The 23732-nt window shown below is 54.7% G+C and carries 23 protein-coding genes; 8 read left to right on the plus strand and 15 right to left on the minus strand.

Annotated features, from left to right (window positions below; genetic code table 11):
• Nucleotides 1-56 precede the first annotated feature (56 nt).
• The 10 genes from VMT71_05100 to VMT71_05145 all read right to left on the minus strand — a co-directional run bounded on the left by VMT71_05100 (nt 57) and on the right by VMT71_05145 (nt 11036).
• Nucleotides 57-1604: a glutamate synthase-related protein gene (locus VMT71_05100; GenBank protein HVN23325.1), complete on the minus strand. Its 1548-nt coding sequence runs from the start codon at nt 1602-1604 to the stop codon at nt 57-59.
• A 3-nt stretch (nt 1605-1607) separates the two neighbouring features.
• Nucleotides 1608-3002, minus strand: coding sequence for a glutamate synthase-related protein (locus tag VMT71_05105; GenBank protein ID HVN23326.1), 1395 nt, complete (start codon nt 3000-3002; stop codon nt 1608-1610).
• Between the two features lie 16 nt (nt 3003-3018).
• Entirely contained in the window at nt 3019-3942 is a 924-nt protein-coding gene (locus VMT71_05110; GenBank protein HVN23327.1) for a methylenetetrahydrofolate reductase, read from the minus strand.
• Nucleotides 3939-4607: a methylenetetrahydrofolate reductase C-terminal domain-containing protein gene (locus VMT71_05115; GenBank protein ID HVN23328.1), complete on the minus strand. Its 669-nt coding sequence runs from the start codon at nt 4605-4607 to the stop codon at nt 3939-3941. Before VMT71_05115 ends, VMT71_05110 begins: the two co-directional genes overlap by 4 nt.
• Nucleotides 4608-4649: 42 nt before the next feature.
• Nucleotides 4650-5090 carry a hydrogenase iron-sulfur subunit gene (locus tag VMT71_05120; protein HVN23329.1) on the minus strand — a complete coding sequence of 147 codons (441 nt, stop codon included), beginning with the start codon at nt 5088-5090 and terminating at the stop codon, nt 4650-4652.
• A gap of 116 nt (nt 5091-5206) precedes the next feature.
• A complete protein-coding gene (locus tag VMT71_05125) occupies nt 5207-6019 on the minus strand; it encodes a type 1 glutamine amidotransferase (protein HVN23330.1) in 813 nt (270 codons plus the stop codon).
• 89 nt (nt 6020-6108) lie between these two features.
• A complete protein-coding gene (gene glnA / locus VMT71_05130) occupies nt 6109-7602 on the minus strand; it encodes a type I glutamate--ammonia ligase (GenBank protein ID HVN23331.1) in 1494 nt (497 codons plus the stop codon).
• 327 nt (nt 7603-7929) lie between these two features.
• Nucleotides 7930-8271: a P-II family nitrogen regulator gene (locus tag VMT71_05135; GenBank protein HVN23332.1), complete on the minus strand. Its 342-nt coding sequence runs from the start codon at nt 8269-8271 to the stop codon at nt 7930-7932.
• A gap of 10 nt (nt 8272-8281) precedes the next feature.
• Nucleotides 8282-9511, minus strand: a complete 1230-nt coding sequence (locus tag VMT71_05140; protein HVN23333.1) for an ammonium transporter — start codon at nt 9509-9511, stop codon at nt 8282-8284.
• Between the two features lie 295 nt (nt 9512-9806).
• A complete protein-coding gene (locus VMT71_05145; GenBank protein ID HVN23334.1) occupies nt 9807-11036 on the minus strand; it encodes an ammonium transporter in 1230 nt (409 codons plus the stop codon).
• Nucleotides 11037-11636: 600 nt separating this feature from the next.
• On the opposite strand from VMT71_05145, the gene VMT71_05150 reads away from it, so the two are divergent.
• The 7 genes from VMT71_05150 to VMT71_05180 all read left to right on the plus strand — a co-directional run bounded on the left by VMT71_05150 (nt 11637) and on the right by VMT71_05180 (nt 17141).
• Nucleotides 11637-11891, plus strand: coding sequence for a hypothetical protein (locus VMT71_05150; GenBank protein HVN23335.1), 255 nt, complete (start codon nt 11637-11639; stop codon nt 11889-11891).
• A 194-nt stretch (nt 11892-12085) separates the two neighbouring features.
• On the plus strand, nt 12086-12346 hold the full coding sequence (locus VMT71_05155) for a hypothetical protein (GenBank protein ID HVN23336.1): 261 nt from the start codon (nt 12086-12088) through the stop codon (nt 12344-12346).
• Between the two features lie 46 nt (nt 12347-12392).
• Nucleotides 12393-13394, plus strand: a complete 1002-nt coding sequence (locus VMT71_05160) for a D-glycerate dehydrogenase (protein ID HVN23337.1) — start codon at nt 12393-12395, stop codon at nt 13392-13394.
• 104 nt (nt 13395-13498) lie between these two features.
• A complete protein-coding gene (locus tag VMT71_05165; protein ID HVN23338.1) occupies nt 13499-14803 on the plus strand; it encodes a lactate racemase domain-containing protein in 1305 nt (434 codons plus the stop codon).
• Between the two features lie 31 nt (nt 14804-14834).
• A complete protein-coding gene (locus VMT71_05170) occupies nt 14835-15128 on the plus strand; it encodes a UxaA family hydrolase (GenBank protein ID HVN23339.1) in 294 nt (97 codons plus the stop codon).
• Nucleotides 15125-16282, plus strand: coding sequence for a UxaA family hydrolase (locus VMT71_05175; GenBank protein HVN23340.1), 1158 nt, complete (start codon nt 15125-15127; stop codon nt 16280-16282). Before VMT71_05170 ends, VMT71_05175 begins: the two co-directional genes overlap by 4 nt.
• A 145-nt stretch (nt 16283-16427) precedes the next feature.
• A complete protein-coding gene (locus tag VMT71_05180; GenBank protein ID HVN23341.1) occupies nt 16428-17141 on the plus strand; it encodes a hypothetical protein in 714 nt (237 codons plus the stop codon).
• A gap of 157 nt (nt 17142-17298) precedes the next feature.
• On the opposite strand, the gene VMT71_05185 is transcribed toward VMT71_05180, so the two are convergent.
• Nucleotides 17299-17634: a hypothetical protein gene (locus VMT71_05185; protein ID HVN23342.1), complete on the minus strand. Its 336-nt coding sequence runs from the start codon at nt 17632-17634 to the stop codon at nt 17299-17301.
• A gap of 172 nt (nt 17635-17806) precedes the next feature.
• A complete protein-coding gene (locus VMT71_05190; GenBank protein ID HVN23343.1) occupies nt 17807-18604 on the minus strand; it encodes an SDR family NAD(P)-dependent oxidoreductase in 798 nt (265 codons plus the stop codon).
• A gap of 163 nt (nt 18605-18767) precedes the next feature.
• Between VMT71_05190 and VMT71_05195 the strand changes: the two genes are divergently transcribed.
• Nucleotides 18768-19685: a phosphatidylglycerol lysyltransferase domain-containing protein gene (locus VMT71_05195; GenBank protein ID HVN23344.1), complete on the plus strand. Its 918-nt coding sequence runs from the start codon at nt 18768-18770 to the stop codon at nt 19683-19685.
• Nucleotides 19686-19688: 3 nt separating this feature from the next.
• Here the strand turns inward: VMT71_05195 and VMT71_05200 are convergent, their stop codons facing one another.
• The 3 genes from VMT71_05200 to VMT71_05210 are packed head-to-tail and all read right to left on the minus strand — an operon-like array spanning nt 19689 to nt 23674.
• Nucleotides 19689-22349, minus strand: a complete 2661-nt coding sequence (locus VMT71_05200) for a bifunctional acetate--CoA ligase family protein/GNAT family N-acetyltransferase (protein HVN23345.1) — start codon at nt 22347-22349, stop codon at nt 19689-19691.
• A 9-nt stretch (nt 22350-22358) separates the two neighbouring features.
• Nucleotides 22359-22676: an MTH1187 family thiamine-binding protein gene (locus VMT71_05205; protein ID HVN23346.1), complete on the minus strand. Its 318-nt coding sequence runs from the start codon at nt 22674-22676 to the stop codon at nt 22359-22361.
• Between the two features lie 20 nt (nt 22677-22696).
• On the minus strand, nt 22697-23674 hold the full coding sequence (locus tag VMT71_05210; protein HVN23347.1) for a C40 family peptidase: 978 nt from the start codon (nt 23672-23674) through the stop codon (nt 22697-22699).
• Nucleotides 23675-23732: the final 58 nt, after the last annotated feature.

Consider the following 23732-nt stretch of genomic DNA (forward strand, 5'->3'; position numbering starts at 1 on the left):
TAACCCGTAACACTCTTGCACGTAGCCTGCAACCCGTAACCCGCAACGTGTATTTATCAGTCTAACTCTCCCCTCACTTCTTCCTTCTTCATATAATCGATATGGACCAGAGCATCCATGCGGCCCGTGAGTTCCGTGATGCTCTTCATACCCAATCGCGCGAGTATCTTCCTGAACTGCTCACACCAGGCGAGGTACATATTGATGATCCTCTGTGTACCCCACTCCACATCCATCAAACCAGTCAGCTCTTCATCGGTTGTTGCAATGCCCCTTGCGCAGCCGCGTCCTGACTCACAGTGGTGGCAACGCAGGCACTCCAGCGCCACCATATCTGCTGTGCCCAGGCAGACCCCGTCTGCTCCCAGCGCTATAATCTTTGCAGCGTCATACGCATTGCGAACACCGCCGGATGCGATAACGGTTATGCCGTCACGGATGCCTTCCGCCGCAAGGAACTTATGTACCTTCGGCACCGCATATTCGATAGGCATGGCGATGTTTTTCTTGGCGATATCGGGCGCCGCACCTGTTCCACCGTAACTTCCGTCCAGATGAATGATGTGCGCCCCCGCATAAAAGCTGCCGACAGCCACCATATCCACATCGGTCGGCGTAGAGACCTTGACCGAAACAAGGGTTCTCGGATTTATTGCCTTGATCCAGTCAACATGCTTCTTGTGATCCTCGACAGAGTAAACACTGTGGAAGGGGAAGGGTGAAAAAAGCGCGCTTCCGGTGACTGCTTCGCGCATCCTGGCGACAGCCGGCGTCACCTTGTCGCCGAGCAGGTGGCCGCCAAGGCCAGGTTTTGCGCCCTGCGCATACTTGAACTCGACAATGCGAACGCGCTGAATGGTCTCCTCCCTTACACCGAAAAGCCCTGTAGCCACTTGCGTAATGACGTGGTCGTCGTAAGGCTTGAGATCATCGGGATAGCCCCCTTCGCCTGTGCAGCAGAAGGTGTCCAGTGCGGTCGCAGCACGGACCCGCGAGAGCATCGTTACAATGCTTACCGAGCCGAAGGACATGCCGCCTAAGTAGAAAGGCACGGGAATAGTAACTCTTGGCCGCGCGTCATTCGAGCGATTCAGGTCGATGGCCAGAGAGATGTCTTTGTCCTTGATGGCCTTCGCCTTCGTACCGTTACCGTTAACGGGATAGAGCAGCCGCAATTTATCAAAACCTCCGCCCGAATCACCCGTCTTGTAGTTGATATCCTGGTGCGGCGTAAGGCCGGTCTCCGCCATATGCCACGTGCTGGCAAGCAGGTCAGCCGTCCAGCGCTTGTCGCCGAGCAGCTCAAATGAAGGATTACGCCGTATGCTAATGGCAGCCACTGGGCAGCGGCTCACGCAGTAAAATGAATTCTTCTCACACCCGGGTCCGAGGCAGAGATGCTCTTTCGGGGTTCTCGGCTTTTTGGAGCCCTTAGAATAAACGCCATAGGGACATATTTCGATGCAGAGGCCGCAGTTGTTGCAGGAAGTGTCGATGGAAAGGAGATACTTGCCCAGGGCATAGCGAAAACGTGACGGCGCTGGCTTTGCCTTCGGCAGCGTCGCGCTTTTCTTTCGTGGCTTGGTTGTTTTTGTTGCCTTCATGACCTACTGTCCTCTGCTTCCCAGGCTTGCGAATTCGCGTTCCAGATCCTCGAAGAACATGGCGCGCCCCATTTCACCGCGAAGTCTTCTCACTTCACGCAACCCCATGGCGCCCATGACCTCAAGCAACTGGTTGTGCCAGCCCGCCATAAGGTTTTTCACACGGCGGCTACCCCAGCCCGGATCTACTTCCCCGAGTTCCACCGGGCACGCAACCCCCTGTGCGCAACGACGACAAACGCGGCACTCCATGGCCACCAGGAGCGGTATATCGCAGCTGACCGCATCCGCTCCGCAGATGATGACTTTTGCCATGTGCTCCGCCATCGCGATGCCGCCTCCTGCAATGATCGTAATTTGATCTCTCAAACCCTTATCGACCAGGAATAGATGCGCCTCCTTCAAACGGTCCTTGATGAAGAGAGGCTCATCTGCTTCTTCCATGCCGAATTCATCGGCGACAATATGGATTATCTCCGCACCCTCGCGGGTCAGTTCTGCTATGCGAGCACCCGCGGTCGGCGTAAGCGGCATGCGAATGGCGACGAGGAGGTCCGGCTTCTGCTCCTTCAGTATCCGTTGCCATTCAAGAATGGCAGGGCTGTCCGGTATTTCTACGATCCGCACCCGCTCAAGCAAATGACCGTCCAGGCGACGGCTGCCTGCGTCGGGGCCGCGGTCCAAGAGCAGGATTGTATTCGGGAGAAAGCCCTCGTAGATCGGGAGCCACTCAGATTCCTTTATCACGACAAATGTCCCCAACTCGGTTGCTGCCCGCAACAAAGCTCTTAATATGCGTTTCCTCGGGGGCGAAAAGGGAAGCAGGTCAAATATGAAAGGAACCGGTATTTCGACAAGGGGAGGGATCGGGTGAGCAGGCTGGCCCTGGTCATCGAACTGCAAGGCCATCATCTTTCTGCCGAGGTCGACCGTGGTGCTGATATATTCCCTGCCGTGGATTCCGTCGCGAGTCGGTCTCACAATCTCCGACATATCAGTCCACATGGCGTCAAAACCGGGTCCGGCGAAGAGTCCGCCGTATCCCGCGCCAGACACAGGAATTTTGCCTGTTTCAGCCTGCGCCCAGAGATTCCCAAGAATCTCTGGCGTCCAGTAATGGTCGCCGATTGTGCGATAGGTCGGATTCACGCCCTTCTGGATCAGCCTGGCAGGGCAGTTCTGCACGCAGCGAAAGCAATCCTGGCAGGCGCTGTCCAGGGAATCGAGCATCTGGCGCTCGTCCAGCGAGCGCGTTCCGTACACATTGTAGACGCATTCCTTTTTCACACAGCGGGCGCACTTAAGGCATCCCTCTTCCCAGGCTATCACGCCGGATCGCGTTACAGCCCTGAACCTGTTAGGCACAGACGCGGTGTGTATCTGATATTTCGGCGGCATCGCGTGCTCCTTGCATTCATAAAACAGGACGCGGCAGGAGTTTCGCTCCTTCCACGATTTCTGCTACGGCCTCTTCCCATTCGATAGCCATGATGTGAACACCGTGAATCCCTTTGATCTCCCGCAGCTCAGCAATAGTTTCTACGCAGATTTTGAGACCCTCTTTTTTCTGATCTTTTGAGGGGACACCCTTGAGCCGGTCAATGATCTCCGCAGGAATATCTATACCGGCCACGTTGTTTGCCATGTATTCCGCCATCCTTACGGACTTGAGCGGTGTTACACCGCCAAGAATATAGACCTTCGAGTCGACACCGAGATCCCTTACCTGCTGCATCCACTCCTTGAAGTAAGGCAGGTTGTAGATGCACTGCGTCTGGATGAACTCGGCGCCCGCGCTAACTTTCTTCCCGAGCCGGCGTGCGCGGTATGAACGGGGGTCCGCAAAAGGATTCTCCACAGCCCCGATAAAGAGTTCCGGAGGCAGCGTCAGTTTGTCTCCGCCGAGGATGGTGCCCTCGTCCCTCATCTGGCGCACAAGGTGAATGAACTGGGTTGAGTCAATGTCAAAGACGCCTTTTGCCTCCGGCTGGTTGCCGAAAGACTGGTGATCGCCTGAGAGACAGAGAATGTTTCTGATGCCCAGTGCTGACGCGCCGAGCACGTCTGATTGCAGGGCGATCCGGTTCCTGTCACGCGTCACCATCTGGAGCACCGGGTCGAGTCCCTCCTCTCTGAGGATAGCGCATGAAGCAAGACTCGATAAACGCACCACACCTGTCTGGTTATCCGTTACATTGACGCTGTCCACACAGTTTTTGAGCAGGTTTCCCTTTTTGCGCACCGCTTCGGGATCCGCCCCCTTGGGTGGCCCGCACTCGGCAGTGACGGCGAACTGGCCTGCAGCCAGTATTTTTCTAAGTCGGCTCTCCGGTTTCAATTTCTCTGATCCTCCCGCACGATTTTCCTCGGGCCCTTGCCCTCTTTCTTCGACCAATTGGCAGGTGGTTGCACAGAGCCCAGTTTATCGAGACGATTGCTCTCTTCCAACCGCGTCACTATCAAGTGCCATGCGCACGGCGTCTCGGGATCAACCTCACAGTATCCTCCCTTTGAGCCGCCGCAAGGACCATTGAACAGGCTCTTCGCGCAGCGCGTTATCGGACAGACATCTGCGAACCTGTCCAGCTTGCAATCGCCACAGGCCCGGCAGTTCTCAACCCACAGGCCCGCCTCCCGTGTCTGGCCGATGAAGGTCGTGTTGAGCGCCGGAACGATGTGGATCTTCGGAAAAATCTCGGCGATTGCCTGCACACCGGCGCCGCAGCCCAGGGAAAGAATCGCGTCACACTGATCGATCAATGCGGTGAGCTGGTCGATGAATTCATAGACACACTGACGATCGAGCGTAATTTCGCGTATCTCCACACGCCGCCCCTCTTTCTTCGCGTCCATGCGCAGCGCTGATGCAAGAAGAGCAACTTCCTTCTCTCCTCCCGAGGCGCATTCGGCAACACACGTACCACAGCCAACGATCAATAATTTCTTGTAAGGGGAGATGCTTTCCTTAATTTCCGGAAGAGGCTTTCTTTCTGCAGTAATCATATACGACTCCTATGCTGCGCAACTACATACTCACATGTCGTGTCACGGAGTGTTGCGCGCTGCTTCTTTCGTCTCTCTGGCATTGAGCGGTGATTGAGTCAGCCCCTTTTCCCTGCTGATCAGCATGCGGGCTATGTCATCAATGGTGTTCGGAAAAGGTGAGGAGGCATGGATCAGTTCAAAACGCTCAGGCTCGAGACCGATCTCTTCTATGAGCTTGCGGGCAAATTCCACTCTCTTTTTTGCCCTCGTATTGCCTTCCTTATAGCGGCAGGCTCCTACAGGGCACGTAACAAGATAGACTTTATCTGCTCCGGCCTCAAGGGCGCGCATCAGATGAAGTGACTCTATCCTACCTGAACAGGGAAGGGTAAAGAATTTTATCCGCGAGCCAAGCTCCTTTTCAAGAGCCCGCCGGTTCACGTCCTGCTCAGGATCAAGCCGCTGACAGAAAAAAATGGCGAAGTTGAATTCCTTTTCCATAGGTATCCTAACGCACGGGAAAAAAGGGGCGCCCGATGGACGCCCCTGTCGTTTGCGTGCACGCCTTCGTGCCGAAGCGTTATCTTAACAAACCCGCAAATCCTTTGTCAAGCTCCTTATACTAAGGAACTCAGGGCTTCTCCCGGGACAAGAACTTTCCCTTTCTCGTCCCACCAGAGAGTCCGAAAACTTTCAGGCTTCCTGTCGAGAAAGAGCTGTGTCACCCGTTTTAGCCGGGTCGCTGATTCGGCCAGACGCCTGAAATTGCCGAAGATGGTCGCTGCCTGTTCGTCGAGGGCTCGCTTAACGATGGCGCCCTGGCGGAGAATATTGTGCACATCAACATCTTTCTCGCCCTTCATCCAATCTTCAATCATGTCCAGAGAAACTTCGATGTGGAACTGCAAACCGTAGGCGCAACTCCCCATCCTGAAAGCCTGATTCCGGACAATCACAGATGTTCCAAGCAGCACGCCACTATCGGGAATATCAAACGTATCTTCATGCCACTGAAAAACGGTCAGGGGGCTCTCTACCTGTTTGAAGAGCCTGTCCTGCCTCGCTTCTTTTGTTAATGTGACCGTGTACCATCCCAATTCCTTCTGGGCCGCTTTCATCACGCGGGCGCCGCAGGCTTTGGCCAGGAGTTGGGCACCGAGGCAGATACCCAGAAAGGGTATCTCAGCCCTGAGTACCTCCTTTATCAGCACATCTTCCTTTTTAAGAAAGGGGTAAGCCTCTTCTTCATATACGTTCATCGGCCCCCCGAGTGCAATGACTGCCGCGAAGCCATCCAGACGCTCCGGCAGCGATTCTCCACGGCCAAGCTCTACAGGCACGAGCCTCCAGCCTGCCTCTTCAAATGACTTTCCAAGCAGGCCGGGACCTTCCTGTTCCACATGCTTCACGATCAAGACAGACTTGTCCATGTTTGACTCCAATAAAGAACACGCGCCTCCCGGGCAGAACGCACTACCTCGTCGGCGTTAGCAGCCGGGAGCTGATCTCCTGCGTAACCCTACATGTCAAAGTACAGATGGAATTCGTAGGGATGCGGCCGCAAGCGGATCGGGTCTATCTCGTTCTCCCTCTTATATTCGACCCACACATCGATCACATCCTGTGTAAAGACGTTGCCCCTGAGCAGGAACTCATGATCCTTCTCCAGTGCACCGATTGCGGCTTCCAGGGAGCCGGGCACTGTTGGAATCTTTGCAAATTCTTCCGGATCCATGTGATAGGTGTCTACGTCAGTCGGTTTTCCAGGATCTATTTTGTTTATTATACCGTCAACACAGGCCATCATGATGGCAGGGAACGCGAGATAAGGGTTGCAGGTGCAGTCCGGCGGCCTGAATTCAAGCCGTTTAGCCTTCGGGTTGTCCGAATACATCGGAATTCTGACAGCGGCCGAGCGATTACGTGCCGAGTAGACCAGGTTGACCGGCGCTTCGTATCCCGGCACGAGTCTCTTGTATGAGTTTGTAGTCGGAGCACAGAAGGCAAGCAGGGCGGACGCGTGTTTCAGAAGGCCCCCAATCGCATATTTGCCCAGTTTGCTGATGCCCGCATATCCAGCTGCGTCGTAGAAGATATTGGTACCTTTATTCCAGAGTGAGATGTGGGTGTGCATACCTGAGCCGTTGTCACCAAAGAGAGGCTTGGGCATGAAAGTCGCCACCATATTATTCTTTTTAGACACGTTCTTCACGATATACTTGTACATGAGACACTGATCTGCCATTTTAACCAGAGGACCGAATTTCATGTCGATCTCACACTGCCCGGCAGTTGCAACTTCGTGGTGATGCACTTCGACCTTTATCCCCGCCTTGATCATAGTCAGGATAATTTTGCTCCTCAGGTCCTGGAGCGAGTCATGCGGCGGCACAGGGAAGTAACCCTCTTTGTAGCGAGGCTTATACCCGAGGTTCGGCTTTTCGTCGCGGCCCGAATTCCATTCGCCTTCGATGGAATCGATGAAGTAGTAGCCCGCATTCTCCGTCTGATCGAAGCGGATATCGTCAAAGATGAAAAACTCCTGCTCCGGACCGAAGAAACTCTGATCGGCAAAACCAGTTGTCTTCAGGAACTCTTCTGCTTTTTTTGCAACGTAGCGCGGGTCGCGGGTGTAGGGCTTCTTGGTAATCGGATCGTAAATGTCACACAAGACACTGAGCGTGGGCACCTCACAGACCGGATCGACCACAGCGGTAGTCGGGTCGGGCAGCAGGATCATGTCTGACTCGTTGATTTTCTGAAAACCCCTGATCGAGGACCCGTCAAAGCCGATCCCCTCTTCCCAGATGGACTGTACGGGATCATCGATCTCGGTCAATTCGGATGCTGGAATAGAAAAATGTTGCCACAGCCCGGGCAGATCATTGAACTTCAAGTCAACGATCTCGATCTTATTATCCTTTATCAGCTTCCCCACATTCTGTAGATCTTTTCCGGTTATGCCGCCATTCCAACGTATTGTCTTGTTCTTTTTTTCCGGGTTTTTGTCCATGGCTCCTCCTTAAAGTGTATGATCACACTGTAACGACCCTACGTATTTGTGTGAAGTCGCGCCTCTCCTCTTGTGGGGGCGGACAAGCGCGTGTTTCTACACTAGTCCTGTCTGAACGTCGCTGTTCGGAACGATAATAAGGAGTCCCTCGGAGTCGGTGAGGGGAAGCTGGTACGCCAATGTACCGAAATACAAACTATACTTACACAGAACATTCCTAAATTTCAAGTGATAAGAGTAAACATCGGGCCTAGCTCTCCGGGCATCTAGGGCTTTTCGTTCTAGTGCCCGCGGGCGAATGACCCGATGTCGCGATAGGCGCACTTCCTATCCTATGGCTGTGCCTCCCTTCTCTCCTGTCCTGATGCGGATACACTCTTCGAGCGGCAGTACGAAAACCTTACCGTCGCCGATCTCACCCGTTCTGCCTCCGTTCAGGATAGCATTGATGGTGGACTCCACAAAATTATCATTTACTGCGATGAGGAGTTGCACCTTGCGCAACAGATTGCCCATCTCTTTAACGCCCCGGTACACTTCGGTGATACCCATCTGGCGTCCGTGGCCAAGCACCTCGCTGACCGTGATGAGATTTACCTCTGCTTTGTAGAGTTCCTGCTTCACGGCCTCCAGCCTATCCGGTTTTATGATAGCAATAATCAGTTTCATACCCTTCCCCCTATTCAAGTATAGTGTAAGCGTGTTCATGGTGCTGTGTCAGGTCGAGTCCCATTATCTCGTCCTTCTCTTGTACCCTCATGCCCATGATCCAGTCAACAACCTTGTAAATAATCATGGTGCCAACAAAACTGTAGGCCAGCGTAATTGCCACTGCAAGCAACTGTATAAGGAACTGCTTAGGATTGCCGAAAAAGAGACCGTCAGCACCATCCGGGTTGATAAGCTTGCTCGCAAAAAGCCCTGTTGCCAGCGCTCCCCAGATGCCGCCGACACAGTGCACACCGAACGCGTCCAGAGAATCGTCGTATCCGAGCTTCGGCTTAACCACTGCTACGGCTATGAAGCAGATCACACTCACAAAGATGCCGATGATGATCGCCGACATCGGCCCCACAAAGCCGGCGGCGGGCGTAATGGCAACAAGCCCTCCGACCGCGCCGGTTGCGGTACCGAAGATGGTCGGTTTTCCGTTCGTGATCCACTCAATGACCGCCCACGTCAACCCGGCAGTTGCGGCGGCCGTATTAGTCACGACGAAGGCATTTACTGCCAGACCGTTCGCCGCCAGTGCGCTGCCCGCATTGAAGCCGAACCAGCCAAACCACAAAAGCGCTGTGCCGAGAACCGTATGGGGCAGATTGTGCGGAGGAACCGGGGCTTTGTCGTACCCCTTTCTCTTGCCTATAAAGAGCGCGGTTCCCAAGGCGGCGATGCCCGCATTGATGTGCACGACCGTACCGCCTGCAAAATCAAGCGCGCCAAGCTCCTTGAGCCAGCCGCCAACACCCCAGACCCAATGGGCAACAGGATCATAGATGAAGGTCGCCCAGAGCAAGGTGAAGAGGAGGAATGCCGAAAACTTCATTCTCTCCGCAAACGCCCCGATGATGAGGGCTGGCGTGATGACAGCGAACATTGCCTGAAAGATCATGAAGGCCGTGTGTGGTATGGTGGGAGCGTAGTCCTTGAACGCATCTGCACCGACTCCCGCAAGCCCCACCCATTGGAGGCCTCCCCAAAACCCTTTACCCGGTGCGAACGAAAGACTGTAGCCGAAGAGCACCCACTGGAGACTGAGGACACAGAGAATCGTAAAACATTGCATCAGTACACCCAGCACATTCTTTCGGCGTACCATGCCTCCGTAAAAAAAGGCCAGTCCCGGGGTCATGAGCATTACCAGGCCTGTAGAGATGAGAACCCATGCCGTATCACCTGCATTAATCATGATTGTTCCTCCTTCCCATTCCCTTGAAATAAAGAAGGCGTCGCTGTTCCAGCGTGGAACAGAGACGCCTTCGTCTCACCCCTTGCAATAAAAATGGCGCTCTCGTGAGAAAGCGCCATCGATGGCTTACACTTCTTCGTGCAGACCCAGTCTCTGGGTAACTCTATTTACAAGTAAACGCGCTGCCCTTTTGGTAACCATCCCGCCAACTCCCCACTGCCCACTAGTTTACGTCCGCTCAGCCCTCACGTTTGACTATAACTGCTCACTGCTTACTGCTCACTTATAGCCATCGCTATTCTAACAGGGTATACGCGTGTTCATGATGCTGGGTTAGGTCAAGCCCCATAATCTCCTCTCGATCAGGCACCCTGACCTTTACCAGCACGTTCACAAATTTCATGATAAGGTAGGTCACGACGAGGCTGTAGACCGTAACCACTGCCACAGCCGTGAACTGCACGAGGAGCTGGCGGGGATTGCCGTACAGTAATCCGTCGGCACCTGCGGGATTAATTGCCTTCGACGCGAAAAGCCCCACAGCAAGTGTACCAAGCATGCCACCAACACCGTGCACGCCAAAAGCGTCGAGGGAATCATCGTAACCAAGACGCGGCTTTATCTCGGCAACAGCAATGAAGCAGACAACGCTTGCCGCGCACCCTATCGCAGACGCGGCTCCTGCGGTGACGAAGCCGGATGCGGGAGTGATGGTCGCAAGACCTGCTATTGAGCCGGTAATGGTGCCGAATATAGTCGGTTTCCCATTAAAAACCCACTCAAGGAGTGCCCATGTGGCACCCGCGCTCGCTGCTGCGGTGTGTGTCACGAGAAAGGCGTGCACCGCCAATTCATTTGCGGCCAGTGCGCTGCCTGCATTGAAGCCGAACCAGCCGAACCACAGGAGCGCTGTGCCGAGAACCGTAAAGGGAAGGTTGTGGGGCGGCACAGGCTTATTTTCGTACCCCTTTCTCCTCCCGATCATGAGCGCGGTCACGAGAGCAGCGATACCTGCGTTGATGTGGACGACCGAGCCTCCTGCGAAATCGAGCACACCCAGCTCCTTCAACCAGCCTCCAGCACCCCAGACCCAGTGGCAAACCGGGTCATACACAAAGGTGGCCCAGAGTACCGTAAAAAGCAAGAACGCCGAAAATTTCATTCGTTCGGCAAAGGCACCGATGATGAGAGCAGGTGTAATGATAGCGAACATGGCCTGGAAAAGCATGAACAGCTCATGCGGAATCGTAGCTGCGTAATCTGCGTAAGGCTTGAAGCCGACACCGTTCAAACCGAACCAGCTCAAACTGCCGAAGAAGCCTTTTGATGGCGCAAATGAAAGGCTGTAGCCGAATAGAATCCATTGCAGCGACAATATGCACAGCACGGTAAAGCACTGCATCAGAATGCCAAGAATATTCTTTCGCCGCACCATGCCGCCGTAGAAAAAGGCAAGTCCCGGGGTCATGAGCATGACGAGCCCTGTACAGACGAGTACCCACGCGGTATCACCGGTATTGATCATGATTCTCCTCCTCCCGAAGTAGTGGAAAGAACTGCTTCGCGCCGCCCGTCATTCCCGTAACGAAAGACGCGTCATGCTGCAGCGTGGAATAAATAAAAAAAGGGCGTCCTCGTAAAGAACGCCCTTGGTCTCTCTACACGTCAACGTGTAGCTTGTTCGCTCCGCTGCACGAGCATGATACAGATTTTTTAATTTTTTTGCAAGAAAAACCTGCGTCGAGGCATGCTGTGAACCGCGCAGGTTTTTTCGAGGTGCGTAATACCGGACTTATAACGTAGGCCCGGGTTGATATTCCGGTCGCCAGGCGGGCTCTCAAGCAGAATCTAACGCACGCATACCGCGACAGCTACGGATCTGCAAAGCATCGCTGTTTGTTCTTGCCAGTCGGAAAAATCCGACCAGATGCTTTTACGCGTCGGAAAAATACGACTGCCCGCGCCGCAATCGCACAAAATGCTCGGAAATTCTGAACGCTGCTCGCGTCAAGCCCCTAATTTTGCTTCGGAAAAACGCATTCTCTCTCATTAACGAACTGTGGCATAGCTGATGCATCTAGAGGTTCTCAGGAAGTATTAAATAACACAACGGAGGTAGGGAAGAATGAAGAAGGCATTGATGTTCGTGTTCGCAGTAGTGATTGCGGTTGCATTCGCAGCCACCGGCTTCGCGCAGGCACCGGCAGCGGCACCTGAGAAACCGGCAGCACCGGAGAAGATGGAGAAGAAAGAGCCGGCTAAGGAGAAGAAGGCTCCGAAGAAGAAGGCTCCGAAGAAAGAGAAGAAGGCAGCTCCGAAGGAAGAGAAGAAAGAAGCTCCTGCGCCTGCGCCTGCGCCCGCTCCTGCGCCTGGCAAGTAAGCACGTTTACCGCAGTGCAAAAAAAGGGAGGGATCTATTCTCTCCCTTTTTTTGTGCCATCAGACATCGCATTCCGGTCCGCATCGGCGATGTCTCGCGTGCTGCAAAGAGGTTTCTCGAGTCTGTTCCACTCATACAATGTCGAGGCCCTCTAGCTAATGAGAACCGCTGCCTGACCGATAATTCTTAAAACCATGAGTGAAGAAACTATCCAGGTGCAGGTATGCCCTCACTGCAAGGGTCATCACAGATACAGGCTCCAGGTTGAAAGGGCCAAGACACTGATCACTGCCAGAAAAGGAAAAAAAGGCGAGCAGCCAAGTGTCATCAGGATCACCTCGCGTCTGATGTGCCCCTTGCATGAAAAAAACTATCAGGTCTCATTTGACCTTCAGGACACCTCGGCCGACAGGATCAGGGCTGTGAGCGTCCTTGGGCCGGCCAGAGAAGACTGATCAAAAAGCCTTGCAGCCTGCTGCCCGGCCGTGTTACCAATACTGAGTGGCGCATCGAAGGAACAGAGAAAAAATACTTGTCACCGGCCGCATTCCGGATGATGTGCTGCGTTCATTAAGGCAGCGCTTCGACGTCGAGGCAAACACTCAGGACAGACCGATGGAGAGAGAGCGCGTTCTGCGCGCACTGGCGGACAAGGACGGTCTGATTTCACTCGTCGGAGATATCATCAACAGCGAACTGCTCGACCGCACACCGCGGCTCCGGATGATAGCGCAAATGGCGGTTGGCTACGACAACGTGGATTTGGGAGCCGCCACTGCCAGGGGAATCCCGGTTTCGAACACGCCGGATGTGCTCACCGACGCCACCGCCGATCTAACCTTCGCCCTAGTCCTGGCACTGTCCCGGCGCATCGTGGAGCTCGATAAGCTGGTAAGGCGCGGTGAGTTCAAGTTCTGGGCACCCATGCTCTTTCTGGGGCGCGAGGTGAGTGGCAAAACTCTTGGCATAGTGGGCTTCGGCCGCATCGGGCAGGCCGTAGCAGAAAGGGCCAGAGGATTTCGCATGCGCATCCTTTATAACGACCTGCAGAAGATCGCCGGAGAGCGAGAGCAGGAATTGAACGCAGAATACGCAAACCTTGAGCGCCTCTTGAAAGAGGCGGACTTTGTCAGCCTTCACGTCTCCCTGAACGAGGAAACCCGCCATCTCATCAGCCAAAGCGAACTCGCCCTCATGAAGCCGACGGCCTGTCTGATTAATGCGGCACGGGGACCGGTTGTCGATGAGAAAGCGCTCGTAAAGGCTCTTCGGTCGAACATAATCGCAGGCGCCGGCCTCGACGTGTACGAAAACGAACCGGTACTCGAGAGCGGATTGATGGAACTGGAGAATGTAATACTCCTGCCGCACGTGGGAAGCGCAACGCTGGAAACGCGAACCAGGATGGCGTCGCTCGCCGCGGAAAACCTCTCCGCCGGACTGGAGGGCAAAGTCCCGCCCAATCTGCTCAACCCGGAAGTGCTCCAGCACCGCAGAACCTAGAAATTGATTTTTCTTGACACGGGCTACACGCGGTGCTACCAAAAATAAGGTTAATTGCACCGTTGTTCGAAACCGGGGGCAATTCTGCCTCGCAGGAGGAATGCATGGCGAACATGAAAGATCAGTATTATCTGCAGAGCGATAAGGAAAACAGGGTTATGTTCACGCTGCCCGACGAATGGGCCTGTGTTCATTTTGTGCGACCGAAAGAGAGGAGTAAGAACGCGCCTTCAGTAGAGCAGATGCTCAGGGAGGCGCTTGTCCGGATAGATGATGTGCCGCAGCTGAAAGAGTCGGCATCACCTTCCAAAAAAGTTGCCATCATCGTCGATGATCTTACTCGTCCGACGCCGGTTACCGAAATTCTGGGAATTCTCTTACCTTACCTTGACGAACGGGGCTATGCGCCGGCGAACGTGACCATAGTTGTCGCGCTCGGCACGCATCCTCGGCTGACTGAAGAACAGCTTGAAAAACGACTGAGCAAAGTGATACTTTCCTCGCGCCGGGTGGTTCAGCACAATGCCTGGCAGAGTGATCTTGTCCCTGTTCCCATTGCGGGCACCAACAGAGTGGTCAAGATCAATCCTGCCGTGGCTCAGGCTGATCTGAGAATCGGTATCAGTTCCATCCTGCCTCACCCGATGGCCGGTTTCGGAGGCGGTCCGAAAATAGTCTTTCCAGGAGTGTCCGATTTCGACTCCATCAAAGTGCACCATCCGAAGAATGTGCTCCATCCCAGAGCGGCGGTAGGTGTGACCAAAGGTAACCCCTTCCATGAAGAAATCGCTGAAGTGGCCGTTGCGGCAGGACTGCATCTTTCTGTAAACTGCGTGTACGATGCCAGCGGCTCCATCACCAGCATAACAGCCGGCAATCCGGCCAACGCCTTTGCGAGGGCCGTAGAGATCTGTTTCGCCGAATTGGGACATACATTCACCGATAAGGTGGATCTAACCATTGCATCGGTTTTTCCGCACATTCACGGCAACCAGCTCTTCAAGGGCCTTATGCCAGCCTCCATGGTCACCAGAGAGGGGGGTGGCGTACTACTCTTTGCGCCGCTCGCCGAGCCGATACCTCCGGAATTTCTCAACTCTCTCAATCGAATACGGGAGGCCTCCGGCAACAAACCTGCCGAGTACATTCGAACGTCGCTGGAAAAAGGAGAGGCTTTTCTTCCTGAAAAGCCCATGGACTACAACATGGCCATGACCAACGTGTTCATACGACCCGAAATGCGCGTAATACTTGTCTCGCAGGAAGTCTCCCAACAAGAGGCTACGGTGATGGGGATGGAGCACGCATCCTCTTTGGAAGAGGGGCTGGCCCGAATGAAGGGCGCTTTTCCCCGTGCCCGCGTGGCCATTTTTCCTGCGGGAGGACTCATAGTTCCGATAATGGCCTGAGTGCCGTGGGCACCCGGTTTTTGGAGCGGCCTTGAAATGTAAAGCGATCATTATCAGCGAAAAAGACAACGTGGCTACGGCTCTCGAATCGATAGAGGCCGGCACCACTCTTTCGATCGAGCATCAGGCTCGAACCGAGCGGATTACTCTTCCCTCGACCGTTCCGGCAGGCCACAAATTCGCGCTATGCGAGATCGGCGCGGGAGAGTATGTGGTCAAGTATGGCGAGCCAATAGGTATAGCAGTCGTACGGATCCTGCCCGGTGAACACGCACATGTCCACAATATCAGAAGCCACGAAAAGAAAGCGGAAGAAGGGTTATGACGTTCCAGGGATATCGCAGATCAGACGGAAAGGCCGGCACAAGAAACCATGTTCTTGTGATTCCCAGCGTGGGCTGCTCACAGCATGTTGCGGATGCGATCACGCGCAACCTTAAGGGCGCGGCCTATCTGCCCAATATCCTCGGCTGCGGCCAGATAGGTGCTGACCGCGAGCAAACCAAGAGAGTTCTCGTTGGGTTTGGCACTAACCCTAACGTTTTCGCAGTGCTGGTGGTCGGGCTGGGCTGCGAGAGCGTGCCCGCACGAGAGGTTGCAGAGGCGATCTCCGAAAGCGGTAAGAGGGTTGAGTTCATAGAGATTCAGTCGAGTGGCGGGCCACGAAAGACAACCGCATCAGGAAGACGATTCGTCAGGGCAATGCTCGCGGAGGCGGCACGGGCTGCGCGCGAGCCGATACCGCTCAATGAGCTGATCCTTGGGACGGAGTGCGGGGGGTCCGATTACACGTCGGGGCTTGCCTCCAACCCGGCGCTCGGTGTGGCGAGCGATCTTCTTATCGCTGCGGGAGGCACCGTGATCCTTTCCGAGACCCCGGAACTGATCGGCGCAGAGCATATTATCGCCAGACGGGCCAGAACGCTGGATGTCGGCAGAAAGGTGATCGAAGCCACTGCATGGTGGGAGAAACAGGCGATCGATTCGGGGCAGAATATCAGGGAGGCTAACCCTTCCCCCGGCAATATCGCAGGGGGCATCACAACCCTCGAAGAAAAGTCCCTCGGATGTATCTATAAGGCCGGCACAGCACCCCTGGAGGAAGCGATCCCCTATGCGTTCGCACCGACGAGGAAAGGGCTTGTTTTCATGGATACCCCTGCCCACGACATCGAGCAGCTCACGGGCATGGTGGCGGGCGGCGCGCAGATCGTTGTGTTCACCACGGGCCGCGGCACCCCCATAGGGTCTCCGATTGCGCCGGTGATCAAACTCACCGCGAACGGAGAATTATACCGGACTATGAGAGATGCGATTGATGTAGACGTAAGCCGCGTGCTCAAAGGCAGCGAGACACTTAAAGACGCAGGCCAGCGCATATTCGAACAGATCATCGCTGTCGCCTCAGGAAAGTCGACCAAAGCTGAACGTCTGGGCCAGAGAGACTTCTGCATTTTCACCATCGGTACACACATCTAGCGACTGCCGCGACCGAATCAGCGAATTTTCCTATCCCTGTCCTCTCGTGGTATAGTGTCCGGTCATGCCTTTGCCCGAGGAGCGGGGGTAGCCGAAGCGTCTTCCCTGTGTTAGAATAAAGCAGAGAGGATCGAGGGAAGATCGTATGGGCTTAGATTTCAACGAAAAAGGGTACGTTATCAGGGTCTCCGAAAGTGCGGCCATTCAGATGTGCCTTCACGGGCTGGAGGCCTATACCATTTACCGCAAGGCGGGCAGGCGGCACAAGGAGGCAATGACAGAGACCTTCGGTCTCGTGTGGGGCCACGAGGTTACACAGGCCGACGGGAGAACCCTCTATAGCGTGGACCTGGTTTCAATGGACATATCGGCTGAGTTTGGCAAATCCTTCTGCCGCCCTTACCCTGAAGCCTTTACCCTGAAAAAGGATATAGTGACTTCCTTTTGGCCGCAGTATGAGTTCCTCGGTGATTTTCACACCCACCCTTTCAAGACCATCGAAGATGTCGTCGCCTCCAAAGGCTTCTCGCTGAGCAAAGAGGATAAGACCTACGTTCAGGAGGCCTCCGACACGTGGGCAAGGCACAATTACCGGGCGTGCCTCGTCCTCACCATCTCCAGGCTGAAACGCCGCTCAGACTTTGTCTCCCTCAACGGGAACGTGTTGACCTTCACGATGGGTAATTACCGGCTCTGGCTCCACGCTCATGTTACGCAGAGGGAGAACGATTCGCTGATTTTTTCCGATACGGCAGACATTGAACTCTATTGCCCGTCTTTCAACGGCCCCGATGAATACACCAAGTTCGGCCGGCTGAAGAAGAAAACGCGGCTGCATTATGAACCCGGCGAGCACTAAGCACGAAGACGCCCGGGGAGCCAGGTGCAATTACCAAATACAATTTTTTATTCAGCTATTTGAATCTGAAAATACTCAATTGTAATACGATATTACTTTTTGGTTAATTATTAGGGGGCAGAGAGAATACTGCCCCACCCCCGTACACACTGCCTTATCACCTGTGCCAGTAATAGCCTCGTCCGCCGTAGTAACCCCCTCGGTACCCGTAACCACCATAATAACGAGGTCCCCAGTAATAGCGCGGCCCGTAGTAGGGATACGCATACACAGGAGCCGGGTACGCATAAGCGGGTGCGGGCGCGGGATAGCCGTATGCAGGCGGCGGTGCCGGATACGGACGGGAGATAGCAGCGCCGAAGAGCATACCTCCGAGAAAAGCTCCGGGCACATACCAGCCGTAGTACGACCCGCCGTGGGCGTAGCCAGATCCGGGGCAGGCCAACCATACTACCCCCGCGAAACACAGCGTAATCAAGACAACCTTTTTCATATCATCCTCCTCACTGATACACTATATCGCACACTGAGCAATAATCGTACCGAATTCCTCTAGCACAAGTTATTGTAATTATTTGACTCTATTCCAGGCTCCTTGGCATGACCGACAAATATGTCGAGACATGGCGGCGCCACTCGACAATTAAGACCCACAACCCCGGTGACTAGAATAGTACGCGTTGACCGCACGTTACAGATAACGTTTGCCCCGTAATGCCGCTCGCCTTGTCGGATGCGAGGAAGACGGCTGCGGCAGCTACTTCTTCTTCCTCGGCTGCCCTCCTCAAGGAAAAGGGTTCAACCAGCTTATTCCAAAGCTCATCGACGTTCTCGCCGGTCACGTTCGATTTAGCCTTCAGCACGTTGATGATGCGCTCGCCCTTGACAGGGCCGGGCGTTACGCAATTCACGCGGATATTATACCTGCCAACTTCCACCGAAAGAGACTCTGTCAGCGCGATCATGCCTGCTTTGGAGCAGGAGTAAGGCGTCCTCATGGGAGAGCCTGATTTTCCGTCCCCGGTCCTGCCGCGTTCTGATCCGATATTGACGATGGCTCCCGCATTTCTGGGTATCATGTGCCGGAGCACGTGCTTACATGCGAGCAAGCTTCCTGTTAAGTTAATTGCCAAAGTCTCGTTCCAGTCTGCGAGCTCCATATCGACCACGTTGGCCGTGGGACCCATTATACCGGCATTATTGACCAGTATATCAATCCTCCCGAACGTGCTCAGGGTCTGGGCAACCATCCGCTCCACCTGCTGCTCGTCGCTCACGTCAGTCTCTATCGTGTGAGCCTGCCCACCCTTCTCCCTGATCATCCGCGCCACGTCCTCAAGAACAGACGGGGTACGCCCCGAAACTACCACCGCTGCCCCCTCTTCTGCAAAGCCGAGCGCGATAGCCCTGCCGATACCCTTCCCGCCGCCGGTAATGATCGCCACTTTATCCTTCAACACCATGCCATCCCTCCTCTGCAGTTGTCACTTCGAGACACGCTATCATACCCGGTTCGATCTGTAAACAGATAAGGTCATCCGGACCGGAAAGAGGTGTGCACTTCGCGCGAAATCTCTCTCCTTCAGTGGCAGAAGAACGCAGGAATGTGTATAATGAAAAACCTCGATGAGCACAAGTCCAGAATTCCCGGAATTCAAACCGGTCGAGCTCGGCGATCGTGACCTGATTCACGACAGGCTGTGGAACTATCAGCCAACAAATTCAGAGCTGACCTTCACCAACCTCTTCATATGGAGAAATCATTACAATTTTCTCTGGTCCTTGTACGAGGACTGGCTCATTGTTCTCGGGTCCGATCCCAATGGAGAGCCCTACGTGCTTACGCCTATAGGACCGCCGAACCGGCATGCCGTTGTGGTCAAGCTCCTGAACTGGCTTCACGAGGCCAGGGGCGTCCACAGAGCTGCCATTGAGAGGGCCGATCAACGGCTCGTCGCAGAGCTGCAGGGAAATCCCGACTTTGTCATTGAGCCCCTACGCGATCATTTTGACTATGTGTACCGGACCGAAGACCTGATCCAGTTGCAGGGAGGTAACTACAGGGCCAAGAGAAACCATATCAATTATTTTCTCCGCTCCTACGGTTTTACTTACGAGGCCCTCAACGGCGTCCACAAGAACGCATGCCTGGACCTGATGGATGTCTGGTGCGACGTGCGCCGCTGCGAGGACGACCTGAGCCTGTCAAGCGAGTGGGAGGCCATCAGGGAAGCCTTAGCCAATTTTGAGGGACTGAATGTGGCAGGCGCGGTCATTCTCATACATGGCAAGGTCGAGGCTTTCACGATCGGCGAGCTTCTTAACAAGGAGAGCGTGGTGGTTCATATCGAAAAGGCTAACATGGATATTCGCGGTCTGTATGCGATGATTAACCAGCAGTTCTGCGAAAAGCAATGGCAGAACGTACCCTGGGTGAACAGGGAGCAGGATCTGGGAGAGCCCGGCCTGAGAGAGGCCAAGTTGTCATACAACCCGGATCATTTCGTGGAAAAATTCCGTATCCGCCTTTCTCGATCGTCCTGAACCTTACGTGGCTGCAACCTGTTCTTCCGACAGGCGGAGCACGATCCGGCTTATCCCTTCCGGCAGGGCCTTTCGTTTAAATCCCAGTTTCTTTGCTAAGGCAAGCATCCGGTCGTTGTCTGTGAGCACAATCGCCTCAACCTCTTCAAGCCCCTTTTCGTAGGCTATACCTATCACAAGATTGAGCAGTTTCTGCCCGAGGCCTCTGCCCTGAAATCTATCGTGCACCATCACTGCAAACTCTCCACTACTGAAGTCAGGCTGTATAATAAGCCGTACGGTGCCGATGATTCTTTTTTGGTCTCTGGGCATTACGACAATCGCCACCTCCCTCTCGTAGTCTATATTACAAAACCTGACCAGCGTATCGTGCGTCCAGTTCTTGATGGGGCTGAAGAATCGCTGCTTCAACGAAGTTGCGGAAACCGTGGTGAGCATCTCGTGCACTAACGGCTCATCCTCAGGTCTGATGGATCGTGCGACAAGTTCGGTTCCATCCCGTAGTGTCCATTGCGTGTTATAGCGGCTCGGGTAAGGAGTGATTACCAGATGCGGATACAGCGAAGTTCCGGAAGTTGGAACTGCTGCCACACTGATATCTGCAGCCACCACAAAAATGCTGCCCTCAGAAACAACCATCGGATCTATGTGGAGGGACGTAACTTCCGGGAAGTCAACTATCAGGTTTGAGATGCTCACGAGTATCTGTTCTAATTGCTTCATGTCTGCGGGTCGTCTTCCGCGATAGCCCTGTAACATTTCGTATGCCTTTGTTTCTTCAATGAGCCTATGGGCAAGCGTCTGATTCAAAGGAGGCAGGGCAACAGAGTAATCATGAAAAAGCTCGTAGCCCAAACCCGCTGTTCCGAAGAGCATGACAGCCCCGAAATCCTTGTGCCGCTCCGCTCGCACGATCAACTGATACTCGACATTAGCGGTCATTTTCTGAATCGTTATCGACGCGAGCCCTCCCTCCCCGTCATCCTCCACGTCTCGCAGCAGCGCATCGAACGCGGAGCGAAGACCATCTTCGGAAGCAACGCCCAGAACACGCCTCCCCCCGGCACGGGACGATGGACCGGGGCTGTGCTTCAGAATAACAGGATAACCCAGCTCTTCGGCTTTGCCGAGGGCCTGCTGCTTATCCGTCACCGTGTAAGATGGCAAAACAGGAATCGAATAATCCCGGAGGAGTTCGAAAGACTGTTCGGCCGTCAGCATTCCTGCCCCATCAGCAGTTTCCCTGCGCAGCAGCGCCTTAAAGCGATACTTGGGAGAGGATTCGGTGAGAGGAAGTTCCTCCGGGGTCTCATACAGGAGTTCAAGGTTTCTCTTATGGCGGTACATACGAAGATAGGCCTTGACGGCCTCTTCAGGAGTTCCGTAGGTCGGTATGTTGCTCGCTATGAGCAACTCAGCACCCTCTCTGCTCGAACGGCCGCCCATCATTGCGGCCAACATGGGCTTTGACACATTCTTGACCATGGCCGCCAGGGCTTCGGCCAGCGCCAGAGGCGTCACCAGGGCGCGGGGCAGGTGTATCACGAGCAGGGCATCGACACCGGCATCTTTAAGGCAACAGCGTATTGCCCTCTCGTACGGCTCGAGATCGGCGTCCACGGGCAGGACGACGGGATTTTCTTTGTTCCAGCCAGGCAAACTCTCATCCAACTCCCGCACACAATATTCCGAGAGTTGAGCCAGTTCTCCTCCCTGCTCCAGCAGCACGTCCTTTGCCATGAGCCCTACGGTAACACCATTGGTGATAATAGCGAGCCGGGGTCCTGCGGGCAGTCGGGCTGCGTCGAGCACCCGGGCTACATCGAACAAGTCGCCGGCTTCCTTTATCCTGAGGAGCCCTACCCGCCTGAAGGCTGCGTCGTAGACGAGGTCATCCATTTCCAGCGGGGGATCGGTCGGTTTGCGGGAGGCCTTATACCGCCCCGGTTTCAGAACAATGATCGGTTTTGCACGCGCGAAACCTCGTGCAGCGCTCATAAATTGTCGGGCATTCACCACCTGCTCCATATCGAGCACTATGCTTCTCGTTTCGTAATCTTCTCCCAGGAAGTCGATGAGATCGCCGAAGTCGAGATCAACCATCCTGCCGAGTGAAACAAAAAAACTGAACCCGATATGGGCATCCCGTGCCCATTCCATAACGGTGTCCCCGAGTTCACCGCTCTGTGAGATGAAAGCAATACCGCCCGGCTCAGGGTCTACGTTGATAAGGGATGCATTCAAGCCGATGGAAGGCCTGATGATGCCGAGAGACCCGGGACCCAGCAGCTTTATACCGAATCGGCGGCTGGCGGCCAGAAGCTCCCCTTCCAGCTCACGGCCTGTATCCCCCGTCTCCCCAAAACCGGTGGAGATAATCACAGCGCTCTTGATACCCGCCTCGCCACATTCACTGACAACAGCTGATACAAGTCCAGCCCGCACCGCAATGACCGCCAGATCAGCCTTTGCCGGGAGAAGACGCACCGAAGGGTAGCACTGTAGGCCCAAGGCCTCCTTTGCATTCGGGTTGACGGCGAGTATTTTTTGCCTGCCGGATTTCAGAAGATTTTCCAGGACACTGCGACCGGCCGTCGACTCCCTTTCGGTTGCTCCCACGAGAGCAACGACTTTCGGGTCGAACATCGCGCTTAGGCCCTGCATCTCGTACCCTCAGGAGCTGCCCAGCTTTTTACCCGCATGCTTCTCGATCGATTCGATCTTCTGGGTGAGGCCGCTCTTCCTACCCTTGCGAACGTCCAGCTTCGCAGACACGTAAACCCTCTTGCAGTCCGGCTCGAGTCGTTTGTAGGCCTCGCTCATGATGCGCAAAGCCTCCTCCATGGTCTCCGTTTCAATTATCGTACCCATCGGCGTGAGGCGATAGGAGACTCCGCTCCCGTCTATAAACGTGAGAATGCGGCTGACATATGCACTGACGCTTTCCCCTTTATCCGTGGGAAACATGCTGAATTCCATCAATACCGACATGTGAACCTCCTTGTGAGATATCAATGCGACCCGGCAAAATGCTCTATGGCCGCAAAATATATCCGCTTGCCCTGAACCGTAAACTTCATTTTCGCGAGGCGCGCCAAATCGAGGCCGAATTTTTGCTGAAACGTTTTCTCCCTCGCGTTGCTTCCTGTCTCGGCTGCTTCAATAAACCACTCTCCGCCCATGCTCAACATCACGTGGTCAATGGAATCAGGGCTCGTGGTCCGGGCGACGAAAATGAGATCTCCCGGACGCGGAGACTCATCCGGGCTGTTCTCACGAGGCCCGTCAGATGTCACGTGCGCTGCAAGCCATTGATCCTGTGCATCTCTCGGGATATCGATGTTGTGCACCCGATAGATAAGGTTTGTAAGGCCCGAGCAGTCGATGCCGGTGACAGTCTCGGTGAGATCAGCCATGAACATGCTTCTGCCGCCCCAGAGATAGGGTACCCCGATAAATAGAGAGGCAGTCTGTACAATGTTGCTGCGGAGCCTAGAGATCGATGCGTTCTGGAGTGTCGTCGTCACATCTTCCTTGCGCACCCAGGCGTACTTAGTTCCTCCGATCGCCGCTTTGCCGTATAGGCCCGCCTGCGCATCAGGCTCATCCACAAGCACCAGCCGTGTGCCCAACGAAAGGAAGAGCACGGGCGCAGCCCCCTCGGTTGGCTCGGCCACAAGACGGGCAACAGCCCTCTTCACGACCGCATTATACCGCGGTGCTTCTGCAACAAAGGAGACACACTCTTTCCGAACCCAGCCGGGGTAGCCCTGCCATCCCTTGCCTGCACTCTTCAGCTGTTCTCGCGCCTCCACAGAAAACCAGCCGGGCTGCTCGCTCCTGTAAAGGAGTGTCTCATTGAAGAGCAGTTGCGTCTCCTGAAGCTCATCGCGGAGGTGCGCCCTGCGCGCCTCTTTTGGCTCCCGCCTCAGATTTGCCACAGGCACGGTGACGACCAGGAGTCTCTCTTGTGCGGCCCCATCAACCATCTATCCACCGGCTTTCAATTAGATTCTACATCACTTGATGATGCCACCGCTGTACATC

Source organism: Syntrophorhabdales bacterium (genome assembly GCA_035541455.1).
Lineage (GTDB): Bacteria > Desulfobacterota > Syntrophorhabdia > Syntrophorhabdales > WCHB1-27 > JADGQN01.